At 60.2% G+C, this 12,688-nt stretch carries 10 protein-coding genes; 6 read left to right on the top strand and 4 right to left on the bottom strand.

Annotation, left to right across the window (positions count from 1 at the left end):
* Genes PanJK_RS04160 through PanJK_RS04150 form a run of 3 tightly spaced genes read left to right on the top strand, consistent with a single transcriptional unit; the run spans window position 1 to window position 3,071 of the window.
* Window positions 1-846, top strand: a complete 846-nt coding sequence (locus PanJK_RS04160) for a polysaccharide deacetylase family protein (protein ID WP_265297293.1) — start codon at window positions 1-3, stop codon at window positions 844-846.
* Window positions 839-1,726: a polysaccharide deacetylase family protein gene (locus tag PanJK_RS04155; protein ID WP_265297290.1), complete on the top strand. Its 888-nt coding sequence runs from the start codon at window positions 839-841 to the stop codon at window positions 1,724-1,726. The genes PanJK_RS04160 and PanJK_RS04155 overlap by 8 nt, the downstream gene beginning before the upstream one ends.
* Complete coding sequence (locus tag PanJK_RS04150; protein WP_265297288.1) at window positions 1,710-3,071, top strand: MmgE/PrpD family protein; 1,362 nt, start codon at window positions 1,710-1,712, stop codon at window positions 3,069-3,071. Before PanJK_RS04155 ends, PanJK_RS04150 begins: the two co-directional genes overlap by 17 nt.
* Window positions 3,072-3,307: 236 nt before the next feature.
* Here the strand turns inward: PanJK_RS04150 and PanJK_RS04145 are convergent, their stop codons facing one another.
* Window positions 3,308-4,393, bottom strand: a complete 1,086-nt coding sequence (locus PanJK_RS04145) for an iron-containing alcohol dehydrogenase family protein (protein WP_265297286.1) — start codon at window positions 4,391-4,393, stop codon at window positions 3,308-3,310.
* A complete protein-coding gene (speB, locus tag PanJK_RS04140; protein ID WP_414858924.1) occupies window positions 4,393-5,349 on the bottom strand; it encodes an agmatinase in 957 nt (318 codons plus the stop codon). The genes PanJK_RS04145 and speB overlap by 1 nt, the downstream gene beginning before the upstream one ends.
* 124 nt (window positions 5,350-5,473) lie before the next feature.
* Here speB and PanJK_RS04135 point away from each other — a divergent pair, with 124 nt between their 5' ends.
* From PanJK_RS04135 to ybiB, 3 genes are read left to right on the top strand one after another with little or no spacing between them, the layout of a single operon-like run.
* Window positions 5,474-6,370 carry a LysR family transcriptional regulator gene (locus tag PanJK_RS04135; RefSeq protein ID WP_265297282.1) on the top strand — a complete coding sequence of 299 codons (897 nt, stop codon included), beginning with the start codon at window positions 5,474-5,476 and terminating at the stop codon, window positions 6,368-6,370.
* A gap of 54 nt (window positions 6,371-6,424) precedes the next feature.
* A complete protein-coding gene (gene dinG / locus PanJK_RS04130; protein WP_265297280.1) occupies window positions 6,425-8,569 on the top strand; it encodes an ATP-dependent DNA helicase DinG in 2,145 nt (714 codons plus the stop codon).
* Between the two features lie 45 nt (window positions 8,570-8,614).
* On the top strand, window positions 8,615-9,583 hold the full coding sequence (gene ybiB, locus PanJK_RS04125) for a DNA-binding protein YbiB (RefSeq protein ID WP_265297278.1): 969 nt from the start codon (window positions 8,615-8,617) through the stop codon (window positions 9,581-9,583).
* 56 nt (window positions 9,584-9,639) lie between these two features.
* On the opposite strand, the gene PanJK_RS04120 is transcribed toward ybiB, so the two are convergent.
* Both PanJK_RS04120 and hutU read right to left on the bottom strand, forming a co-directional pair.
* The gene (locus PanJK_RS04120) at window positions 9,640-10,797 is read right to left on the bottom strand and encodes a M20 aminoacylase family protein (protein ID WP_265297275.1); all 1,158 of its coding nucleotides are present in this window, start codon (window positions 10,795-10,797) and stop codon (window positions 9,640-9,642) included.
* 198 nt (window positions 10,798-10,995) lie between these two features.
* Entirely contained in the window at window positions 10,996-12,681 is a 1,686-nt protein-coding gene (hutU, locus tag PanJK_RS04115) for a urocanate hydratase (RefSeq protein WP_265297272.1), read from the bottom strand.
* Window positions 12,682-12,688 lie beyond the last annotated feature (7 nt).

Genomic DNA, 12,688 nt, shown 5'->3' with positions numbered 1-12,688 from the left:
ATGCAACAACCGGGCGCAGTGCGCTGGCCGCAGGGTAAACGCGGCTGTATGGCGCTGGCGTTTGACCTCGACGGTCCCACCGGCGATGCCATGCTGAATGGCAGCCTGTGGTCAACGCCAGAGTATTTTACCTTTGGGGCCTACGGGCCGTACCGTGCGCTCGGGCGTCTGCTTGACCTGCTGCGCGCCTTCGAGCTGCCCGCCACCTTTTTTGTGCCGGCGTGGGTGGTGGAGCAGTGGCCGCAGCAGTGTCAGGCGATTATCGAACAGGGCCACGAAGTGGCCTATCACGGCTATCGCCACGAATCCTTCTGGGCGATTTCACCGGATGAACAGCGTGCGGTAATGGCGAAATCCGCTGAAATTTTCCACAACATTCTCGGTATCACCGCCTGCGGTTTTCGTACGCCGTCGGGCGACTGGCATGCCGAAACGCCACAAATCCTGCGCGATGCGGGCGTGATCTACTCCAGCAGCATGCGCGGCGACGATCGTCCATACAGCATTCCGGTGGCCGGCCATACTCCGCTGGTGGAGATCCCCGGTAAATGGGAGATGGATGATTACGCCTCGCTGGCCTACACGCGCCAGCCTGATTTCCCCAAAGGCGGCGACCGCATCGCCAGCTATGCGCACACGCGCGATAACTGGCAGCGCGAGTTCGATGGCGCGATGGATGAAGGCTTGTGCCTCACCACGCTGTTTCACCCGAAAATCTCCGGCCAGCCGGGACGCATTTTGCTGCTCGAACAGCTGTTTGAACATATGACGGCGCGCGAAGACGTGTGGTTCGCGCGTTGCGATGCGGTGGCGCAGTGGTATTTGCAGGAGCAACAGCATGACTGAACCTTCACGCTGGCCGCTGGGCTTCCAGTCGGCAGCGATCCTCACCCTCGACTTCAACGACATTCACGGCATTCTCACCCAGGCGCCGGCGGTAGCAGGGCGCGATAAAACGCTGTCGGTGTGGCGCTACGGCACGCTGCGCGGCGTTGATCGCTTGCTGGCGCTGCTGGCGGAAAAACAGCTTAAAGCCACATGGTGTATGCCCGCGATTGTTGCCGAAGAGCAGCCGGAACTGGTGCTGCGCATGGTGGCCGACGGCCATGAAATTGCCTGCAGCGGCGATATGCATGAAGATTTCTCGTTACTCACGCTGGAGCAACAAATTGCCAGCGTGACGCGCGGCTGCGACAAACTGGCGCACATTACCGGTAGCCCAATCGTCGGCTTCCGCACGCCCGCCGGGCAGTGGAAACCGGGATTGGCCGAGGCGCTGATAGAACGCGGTATTCGCTGGTCATCGAGTTGGCGCGGCGACGATTTACCGTACTTCCATCCCGGTACGCGCCTGGTGGAACTGCCGATGCACTACACGCTGGAAGATGAGCCTTATTTCGCCTTCAACCTCAGCCCGGCTATTCCGCCAGGGCAATCGCGTATCGCACCTTGTGCGGAAACGCTGGCGAATATGACGCAGGATTTCCACGGCTTCCACCGCTTTGGGCTGTGCTACCTGCTGCGCCTGCATCCGGAAATTATCGGCACCGCCGGACGTATTGGCCTGCTGCGGGCGCTGCTTGACACGCTGCAACAGCACAACGTGTGGATCGCCACTGCCGAGCAGGTGGCGGCGCACTGGCAGACGCAGCCGGATAACGATGTCTCCCATCCGGCGGAAGTGTTTACCCGCATCATCGGAGGTGCGCATGACGAGCACGCTTGATCAACTGGCGGCCTTTATCGCCGAGACGCGTTATGCACAACTGCCTGCGCCGCTGGTGGAGCAGGCGAAACGCCATCTACTGGATACGCTCGGTGCTTCGCTGGCGGGCTGCGACAGCCCGATTTGGCGCGAATGTCTGGCTCTGGTGCAGGCCGAAGGTGGACGCGAGCAGGCGCAGATTTGGGGCAGCGCGCAACAGGCCAATCCGCGTCAGGCGGCATGGCTGAACGGCGTGGCGGCTCACATGTATGAACTCGACGACACTGGCGGCTGCGATCACTCCGGCGCGGTAGTCATTCCGGCACTGCTGGCGGCCTTGCCACTGGCGACGCAGCCGGTGGACGGGCCAGCGCTGCTGGTGGCGATGGTGATTGGTTATGACGTCGGCCGCCGGGTGCTAGAAGCCTGCGGCGGTTACTCGGCGCACAACGGCGCAGGCTGGCACTCTACCGCCAGCTGCGGCGTGTTTGGTGCGGCGGCGGCGGTGTGTTCGCTACTGCAGCTGGATCGCGCGCAGTGTGCGTCTGCACTGGGCATTGCCGCCAGCTTCAGTGGCGGTTTGTGGGGCTTTATTCACGACGGATCGCACACCAAAAAACTGCATGCCGCGCGTGCCGCAGAAGGCGGCGTGCAGGCCGCGCTGCTGGCACAACGCGGCATCAGTGGGCCTTCGGCGGTGTTTGAACCGCGCTGGGGCGGCTTCCTGCAAACCTTAGCGGCAGATACTCAGCAGCCACAGGCCTTGACGGCGGATCTCGGTGAGGTATGGAAACTGGCGCGCTGCTCGATCAAACCTTACGCCTCGTGCCGTGGTACCCACGCGGCGATTGATGCGCTGGGGATCCTGCTACACCAGCATGATGTACGCGTAGAGCAGATCGCGCGCATTGTGGTGGGCGTGAATCCGTTCCTGCTGGAGATGTGCGGCGGTCGTGAGTTACACAGTCTGGCGGCGGCGCAAATGAGCTTGCCGTATGCGCTGGCGGCGCGTGCGCTTTACGACTCGGCGGAGCTGGCAAGTTATGAAGACGCCAAACGTCTGCACCCTGATGTGGAAGCGTTGCTGGCGCGTATCGAGCTGGTGATCGATGCGCAGCAGAGCCGCGACGACGAACCGTGGGTGCGGCTGGAAACCGAGCAGGGCGTACAGTGGCAGCAGCATGTGCCGGTGTCGTCAGGCGCGCCAACCAATCCGCTCACGCTGGATGCGCTGCTGGCGAAGTACCGCAGTTTGGCCGCACGCGTATTGCCGCTGGATCAGGTCGAACGGCTCGAGGCGGTGTGTCTGGAGTTGGATGAGGTGGCGGATGTAAGGGAAGTGGTGGGATTGTTGGCGATAAGGTGATTTTTATTGTGCTCGCTGTTTCCCATCCCGGTCGGTGCACGCTGTCCCCCTCCTCGGTCCTCCCCCATAAATGGGGGAGGAAGATGCTGCCACATGTCAGTGATGAAGCTGCATGCGGCAGCGTCTCCTTCCCCCGCTTGCGGGGGAAGGCCGGGATGGGGGACAGCGAGCACATTCAAACCACAGCGAGCACATTCAAACCACAGCGAGCACATTCAAACCACAGCCAGCATAGATTAAACCCTGCCCGCCAACCCCTCAATCCGCACCATCGCCGCCAGCAAGCGCGCTTCGGTCACCGCTTCGGCCATGTTCTCCATATCCGGCGCATGCACCGATTCGCGCACAATCCGCGCCAGCTCATGCTCATCCAGCTCGGCAATCTCGCTCAGCGTCAGCGGCACGCCGCAGTCGCGTGCCAGGCGCATCTCATCCAGCACCTCCTCATCGGCGCGATTCTCCAGCGCCAGCAAACAAAGATTGCCGAAGCCGACCAGCAGGCCATGACCAAACTCGCGGGTTTTATCGCAGAAGGTAAAACCTTCATAAATCGCATGCGAAGCCGCTGCGTGTGCGCCATTGCTCATCAGCGAGGTTAATCCTGCCCAGGTGAAAATCGCATCCAGCACCTGATCAAGCGACGCGCTGCTCTCACCACGCAGCACTGCGGCATAGGCCGCCGGGCCGTGTTCGGCAATCACGTCATAACAGATCTGGCTGTGCGCCAGTGACGACAGCGCATTGCCGTCGCATGCCGGATGGCGTGCGCTGACCGCGCGGAACTCGTACCACTTCGCCAGCGTATCGCCCAGCCCGGCGGCGAGCCAGCGCGCGGGCGCTTTTGCCAGCAGCTCGCTGTCGATAATCACTGCCGCCGGTGCCTGCGGCAGCGGGAAGATGTCGAAGAAATTGCCGTTATCGTCATAGCGAATACTCAACGGCGTCACCGCGGAACAGGTGGCGGCGATGGTTGGCAGCGTTACTACCGGCAAGCCGAGCTGTGCGCCCACCGCTTTCACCGTATCCAGCGATTTACCGCCGCCGACGCCAATCAGCACCTCGGCCTGCAGTTCAGTCGCCAGCGCCGCTAAACGGTTGATGTGATTGATCGAGGTTTCGCCGCCAAACCACTCTTGCGCCAGCAGCGTAACGTTGGCCGCCAGCAGCTGCGCGCGAACCTGCGCTTCTACCGCCTGCAACGCCTGATGGCCGCCAATCAGCAGCGCACGCTGGCCCAGCCCGGCGCAGATCGCGCCTAATTGATTGATCACGCCAGCACCGCGCAGCACGCGCGCCGGGAACACCAGATTCTGTTGTGTCATCACTTGTTCTCTGTGTAACGGACGCCGGGCAACACGCACAGCATCTCATAAAGGATATTGGCCGCCAGCTGCGAGGTCATGCCGCTGATGTCATACGGCGGCGAGACTTCCACCAGATCGCCGCCCACCAGATTGAGTCCACGGCAGCCGCGCACGATCTCCAGCCCTTGCATCGAAGTCAAACCGCCCACTTCCGGCGTACCGGTGCCGGGCGCCCACGCCGGATCAAAGCTGTCGATATCGTAAGAGAGATACACCGGGCCGTTGCCGATACGCGCGCGCACCTCGGCCATCAGCGGCGTCATGGAGCGATACCAGCACTGCTCGGCGGGCACCAGATGGAAACCCTGATCGACGCCCCACTGAAAATCATCGGCGGCGTAGCCTTGCGCACGTTGTCCAATCTGCACCACGCGCTGACAGTCGAGCAGGCCTTCTTCCACCGCACGGCGGAACGTGGTGCCGTGCGCAATCTTCTCGCCAAACATCTCGTCGTTGGTATCGGTGTGCGCATCAACGTGAATCAGCCCCATCGGGCCATGCTTCTTCGCCAGCGCGCGCAAAATCGGCAGCGTTAGCGTGTGATCGCCGCCCAGCGTTAACGGGATAATCGGCCAGGTATTCAGCTCGGTATAATAGTTTTCGATGATATCAACCGATTTCAGCAGGCTGTAGGTGTTGATCGGCACATCGCCGAGATCGCCGACGCGCAGCGAATCAAAGGGCGCGGCGCCGGTGGCCATGTTGTACGGGCGGATCATCACGGAATCGGCGCGAATGGCGCGCGGGCCATAGCGCGTACCGCTGCGCTGCGAGGTGCCGATATCCAGCGGAATGCCGACGAACGCCACATCCAAATTGGCCGGGGAGTCAGCGGCGGGCAAACGCATCATGGTGCCGCGTCCGGCAAAACGGGGCATCTCGTTGCCGCCTTGCGGCTGGGGGAAATCGGTCATCACGCACTCCTTCAGTCAGGTGAAACCCATCATTACCCAGCCCGCGTGCCGGAAAAATCCTTGACAGCAGATAATCACTTCAGAGATTACTTAACTTTAGTTAGCAATCACTGAAGGAAAATCGGTGCAGACGCTTCCCAATCTTAAACTGCTGCAGGTGTTCGCCAGCGTGGTGGAAAATCAGGGTTACTCGCGCGCGCAGCAGGCGCTGAACATGACCACGCCCGCCATCAGCGCCTACATGAGCGAGCTGGAAACGCAGCTCGGTTTTATCCTCTGTCAGCGCGGGCGCGGCGGCTTTACCCTGACCAGCAAAGGCGAGCAGTTCTATCGTTACAGTCAGGAGATGCTGGCGACGCTGGCGGGTTGGCAGGAGCAGGTGGAAACCTTGAAAAGCGCGCAGGGCGGCACCTTCTCGCTTGGCGTGGTGGACGCCACCGTCACCGACAGCACGCTGGATCTGCCCGCTGCCATCGCCCGCTTTAATCAGCGCTTTCCGGCGGTGTTTTTTAATCTGAGCGTGCGCGATCCCAATGAGTTACAGCAGCAGTTGCTGGAGGATCGGCTCGATTTGGCGATTGGTCACTTCCCGCTGCGCGCCAGCAATCTGGTGACCATTCCGCTGTATGAAGAGCAGCATTGGCTCTATTGCAGCCCGGAACATCCGCTAGCTGAAGGTCATCCGGATGTGCGCACCGTGCAGCAAACCGGCATGGTGACGCGGCGTTACTGGAATCAGCAGGAGCTCCACAAGCGCGGCTTCCGCCAGAGCAACGCATCGGTGGAGAGCATCGAAGCGCAGCTGACGCTGATTCTCTCCGGCCGCTTTATCGGCTATTTACCCGAACACTATGCGCGCAGCGGGGAACAGCAGGGCACGCTGCGCCGTCTGCTGCCGCACCATTTCCACTTCCGCGCGCCTTTCTCTTTTGCGTTCCGCCGTGGGCGCGCGCGGGAAACCTTGATTCGTGCGATGCGTGAAATTCTGAATCCAGCGCGAAAAAATAGCAGCGAAAGCTGACGCTGCGCCAATACTGTGTAAAAATACAGGCCAATTCAGCAAACAGTAACGAAAATGGCCCTGACAGCAGCGATAAAAAGCCAGATTGCGCAATGGTATAAGGCGCTGCAGCAGCAGGTTCCTGACTTTATCCCGCGCGCGCCGCAGCGCCAGATGATTGCCGAAGTGGCGAAAAGTCTGGCCGGTGACGAAGGGCGTCATCTGGCGATTGAAGCGCCCACCGGCGTCGGCAAAACCCTCTCTTATTTGATTCCCGGTATTGCCGTAAGCCGCGCTGAGGAGAAGCGGCTGGTGATCAGCACCGCCAACGTGGCGTTGCAGGATCAGATCTTCACCAAGGATCTGCCGCTGCTGAAGAAAATCATCCCTGATCTCACCTTTACCGCTGCCTTTGGCCGTGGACGCTATGTTTGTCCGCGCAACCTTGCGGCGCTGGCAGCGACCGAAGATCAGCAGGGCGATTTGCTGCTCTATCTTGATGAAGAGGCGGTCACCGGCTCGAAAGAGGAGCAGAAATTCTGCGCCAAACTGGAGAAGCAGCTCAGCAGCTACCGCTGGGATGGCTTGCGCGATCACACCGATGTCAACATTGACGACAGCTTGTGGCAACGCCTCTCCACCGACAAAGCCAACTGCCTCGGCCATCACTGCCGCTGGTATCGCGAATGCCCATTCTTTGTCGCGCGTCGCGAGATTGAGCAGGCGGATGTGGTGGTCGCCAACCATGCGCTGGTGATGGCGGCGATGGAGAATGAATCGGTGCTGCCGCCGGCGAAAAACCTGATGCTGGTGCTGGACGAAGGCCATCATCTGCCGGAAGTGGCGCGCGATGCGCTGGAGATGAGCGCGGAGATCACGCCAGGCTGGAGCGGTTTACAGCTCGATCTGTTTGTGCGGCTGGTGGAAACCATCATGGCGCAGTTTCGCCCAAAATCGCCGCCGCCGCTCACCAATCCGGAACGCCTGAAAGGCCACTGCGATGAAATGCGCGAGCTGCTGCAGATTCTCTGCGATGCCCTCAACCCGCTGCTGCCTGGCCATAATCAGCCGGGCGAGTTCCGCTTTGTGCTGGGTGAATTGCCGGAAGAGCTGCTGAGCTTGTGCGCGCGGCTGTTCAAACTGAGCGATGCGCTGCGTGGCTTAAGCGAAGGCCTGCTCAACGAGTTGGGCGATCAAACCGGTAAAGCCGATATCATGCGGCTGCATAAAGCGATTATTCAGCTCAATCGCCACTTCGGCTGGTTCGAATCAATCAGCAAGCTGTGGCGGCTGGCGGCGATGGAGAAAGCCTCGAATGCGCCGGTGTCGAAGTGGATTACGCGTGAGATCCGCGAAGGCCAGGCGCATCTGCTGTTCCACTGCGCGGGCATTCGCGTGAGCGATCAGCTGGAAAAAATCCTGTGGCGCAAAATCCCGCATGTGGTGGTGACCTCCGCCACGTTGCGCTCGCTCAACAGCTTCAACCGTTTGCAGGAGATGTCTGGCCTGAGCGAGAAAGCCGGCGACCGCTTCGTGGCGCTGGATTCACCGTTTAACCATATCGATCAGGGCAAACTGGTGATTCCGCAGATGCAGTTTGAGCCGCAGATGGCGCAGGAAGCGGAACACATCGCCGAGATGGCGCGTTTCTTCCGTCAGCAGATTGCCGAAGAGAAGCACAAAGGCGTGCTGGTGCTGTTTGCCAGCGGCCGCGCGATGCAGCAGTTTGTCGCGCACATTCCGGAGCTGCGTTTATCAATGCTGGTGCAAGGTGACCAGCCGCGCTCGCGCCTGGTGGCGCTGCACCGGGAACGCGTCGAAGCCGGTAAAACCAGCATTTTAGTGGGGCTGCAATCGTTCGCTGAAGGGCTGGATTTGAAAGGCGATCTGCTGTCGCAGGTGCATATCCATAAAATCGCTTTTCCGCCGGTGGACAGTCCGGTAATTTTGACCGAGGGCGAATGGCTGAAGAGCCTGAAACGTTATCCGTTCGAGGTGCAGAGCTTGCCGAGCGCCTCCTTTACCTTGATTCAACAGGTAGGACGTTTGATTCGCAGCCACAGCTGCTTTGGCGAAATCGTGATTTACGATCGCCGCCTGCTCAACAAAGCTTATGGCAGCCGACTGCTGGCCGCGTTACCGGTGTTCCCGATTGAGCAACCGCCGATGCCGGAAGCTAGCAGTGACAAGCCGAAAAAAAGTCGCAGTAAGAAAATCTAACTTTGGCAGCCGCATGGCGGCGCGCCCTGGAAGCGGGAATGCCTGATGGAACTGAATAAAATCATTAAAGAGATTGGGCGCGGGAAAAATCACGCGCGCGATATCGATTTCGACACCGCGCAGGCGCTGTACAGCGCGATGCTGGCCGGTGAAGTGCCGGAGCTGGAGCTGGGTGGCGTGCTGATTGCGCTGCGCATCAAGGGCGAAGGCGAAGAGGAGATGCGCGGTTTTTACCACGCGATGCAGCAGCAGATGATGCAGTTGCAGGCACCGGCTCATCGTCCGATGCCGATTGTTATTCCCAGCTACAACGGTGCGCGTCGTCAGGGCAATTTGACGCCGCTGCTGGCGCTGCTGCTGGTGAAAATCGGCTTCCCGGTGCTGTTGCATGGCGTTAGCGACGATCCCACGCGCATCACCACCGAAGCGGTGCTGGCGGCGCTGGACATCGCGCCTGTGACCTCCGCCGCACAGGCGCAGGCGAAGCTGGATAACGGAGAGTTGGCGTTTATCACCATTGACCATCTATGTGCGCCGATGGCGCAACAGCTGTCGCTGCGCTGGCGTATGGGCGTGCGTAACAGCGCGCATACGCTGGCGAAACTGGCGACGCCGTTTGCCGAACGCGCCGCGCTGCGTCTGGCCAGCGTCTCGCATCCGGAATATGTGCCGCGCGTCGGGAAATTTTTCCAGGATATCGATGCACCGGCGATTCTGCTCAACGGCACCGAAGGCGAGGTGTACGCCAATCCGCAGCGCTGCCCGGCGATTAACTACATTCGCGGCGCGGGTGCAGAAGCGGAAGTGTGGGTTGAGCGCCAGCCGGAAGTGAGTGTGGAACTGCCGGAAAGCAAAAGTGCGCAGGATACCGCTGTGTGGATCAATCAGGTTTTAGCCGGGGAACGCGCTGTACCGCAGGCGCTGCGTTTGCAACTGGCGTGTTGTTTGGTGGCGACCGGGCAATCGGCCAGCATGGCAGATGCGGAAGGGCGCTTACAGCGAGCGGGGATCTGAGGCCTGCCAGGCGCATCGCAAGGTTTCCGTAGGGTCGCCATTCATGGCGACCGCCATCACGCCTTCGCTAATACGCTCTCCACCAACCGCTGCCAGAAGGTAATACCGATCGGCAGCAGTTCATCATTAAAATCGTAATTCGCGTTATGCAGCGGGGCGGACGGCGTCGTGCCATCGGCACCGAGCCAGAAATAGGCGCCGGGACAGGCTTCCATCATGCAGGCAAAATCTTCCGAAGCCATTGAAGGGTTCACCTGCCAATGCACCTGCGACTCGCCGAGCACATCAACCGCCACCGCACGCACCTGTTCGGCTTGCTCTGCATGGTTGGCGGTGACCGGATAACCGGGATACCAGTGAATCTCGCCGCTGACGCCAAACGGACGCGGCAACGTAGTGACAAAATCTTCAATCAGACCGCGCACGCGATTGCGCACGTCGGTCTGCAAACATCGCACCGTTCCGCGCAACACAATCTGCTCAGGAATGACGTTAATCGCTTCACCGCCGTGAATCTGCGTCACGCTCACCACCGCCGAAGCCAGCGGCGACAGACGACGCGACGGAATGGTTTGCAGCGCCAGAATCAGTTCTGCGGCGACCACCATTGGATCTGCACCACTTTCCGGCATCGCCGCATGGCAACTTTTACCGTGCAGCGTAATTTCAAACGAGTCGAGTGACGCCATCATCGCATCCGGGTTCACCGCCAGCGTGCCCACCGGCATGCCCGGCCAGTTATGCATGGCGTAAACCGCATCCATCGGGAAGCGCTGGAACAGACCTTCTTCCACCATCTTGCGCGCGCCACCGAGATTCTCTTCGGCGGGCTGGAAGATGAAATGAAGGGTGCCGCTGAAGTTACGCGTGGCCGCCAGCTGACAGGCCGCTGCCAGCAGAATCGAAGTGTGACCATCGTGACCGCAGGCATGCATGACGCCAGCTTTCTGCGACTTCCACTGCGGTGCACCTTTTTCGGTGATCGGCAGCGCATCCATATCGGCACGCAGGCCAATAACCGGTCCGGGGCCGTTCTCTAAGGTGCCGATGACGCCGGTGCCGGCTAAGCCACGAAACACCTGTAATCCGGCCTCGGTGAGTACCTTCGCGACGAGCTCGCTGGTCTGCTGCTCCTGGTAACCCAGTTCAGGATGTTGGTGTAACTGACGACGCCAGTTGAGGGCGTTTTCCAGCAGTGCAGCAGGCAGGCTCATAAGGTAAGGCTCTCCATTAGCAGCGTGAGCTGCAAAATAATGTATTTACTGTAGTGGCAAGCGCATAGCGGCGTCTATCGTGGAACGGAATGATTTGGCTATAGGGTATAGCGGAATGGAATATGCAGATTTAAATAAAAACAGGTCGCCATGAATGGCGACCCTACAACGATAGTGCGCGGTTTTCGCGCACCTGGTTTATTTCTGCATCGGCAGGTTCAGACCGTGTTCCTGCGCGCAGCTTTGCGCTAATTGATAACCGGCATCCGCGTGACGCATTACGCCAGTGGCTGGATCGTTCCACAACACGCGGCCTAAGCGCGCATCGGCTTCTTTAGTGCCGTCACACACGATCACTACGCCGGAGTGCTGCGAGAAGCCCATACCAACGCCGCCGCCATGGTGCAGGCTGACCCAGGTCGCGCCGCCTGCGGTGTTCAGCAGGGCATTCAGCAGCGGCCAATCCGATACGGCATCCGAGCCATCCTTCATCGCTTCGGTTTCACGGTTCGGTGACGCCACGGAACCGCAATCCAGATGATCGCGACCAATGACGATCGGCGCTTTTAGCTCGCCGTTGCGCACCATTTCGTTGAACGCCAGCGCCGCTTTGTGACGCTCGCCCAGACCCAGCCAGCAGATACGCGCTGGTAAGCCCTGGAAGGCGATGCGCTCCTGCGCCATGTCGAGCCAGCGGTGCAGATTCTGGTGATCCGGGAACAGCTCTTTCAGCTTGGCATCGGTTTTGTAGATATCTTCCGGATCGCCTGACAGCGCCACCCAGCGGAACGGACCTTTGCCTTCGCAGAACAGCGGACGAATATAGGCCGGCACAAAGCCTGGAAAATCAAAGGCATTTTTCACGCCTTCATCCAGCGCTACCTGACGGATGTTGTTGCCGTAATCCACGGTCGGGACGCCCATGTGATGGAAGTCCAGCATCGCCTGTACATGCACCGCCATTGAGGCGCGTGCGGCTTTCTCCACCGCTTTCGGGTTGCTGACACGCTCGGCTTCCCAGCGCGCCACATCCCAACCGACCGGCAGATAACCGTTAATCGGATCGTGCGCCGAAGTTTGATCGGTGACGATATCCGGCTTCATGCCGCCCGCTTTGGCACGTTTCACCAGCTCCGGCACGATTTCAGCGGCGTTGCCCAGCAGGCCAACAGAAATGGCGCGCTTCTCTTTATTCGCCTGATCAATCAGCGCCAGTGCTTCGTCCAGCGTATAGGCTTTGTGATCGACGTAGCGAGTACGGATACGGAAATCGATGCGTGATTCCTGGCACTCAATCGCCAGCACGCTGGCACCGGCCAACACGCCCGCCAGCGGTTGTGCGCCGCCCATGCCACCCAAACCGGCGGTGAGGATCCAGCGGCCGCTGAGATTGCTGTCGTAATGCTGGCGACCGGCTTCGGCGAAGGTTTCAAAGGTACCTTGCACGATGCCCTGCGCACCGATGTAGATCCATGAACCGGCAGTCATCTGGCCGTACATCATCAGGCCTTTTTGATCCAGCTCGTGGAAGTGATCCCAGTTGGCCCAATGTGGCACCAGATTCGAGTTAGCCAGCAGCACGCGCGGTGCATCAGCATGCGTGCGGAATATGCCCACCGGTTTGCCGGACTGGATCAGCAATGTCTCTTCCGGCTGCAGCGCACGCAGCGAACGCAGAATCTGCTCGAAGCACTCCCAGTTTCGCGCGGCTTTACCGATGCCGCCGTACACCACCAGATCTTCCGGGCGCTCTGCCACGTCAGGATCGAGGTTGTTCTGGATCATGCGGTAAGCCGCTTCAATCAACCAGTTGGCGCAGTGCAATTCATTACCGCGCGGCGCACGGATTTCACGGGCTACAGCCTGAGTCAAAGTTTCGCTCATCATCGAT

The sequence above is a fragment of the Pantoea sp. JK genome (assembly GCF_026130245.1).
Classification (GTDB): domain Bacteria; phylum Pseudomonadota; class Gammaproteobacteria; order Enterobacterales; family Enterobacteriaceae; genus Pantoea; species Pantoea trifolii.
This window is presented reverse-complemented; position numbering and strand designations above follow the sequence as displayed.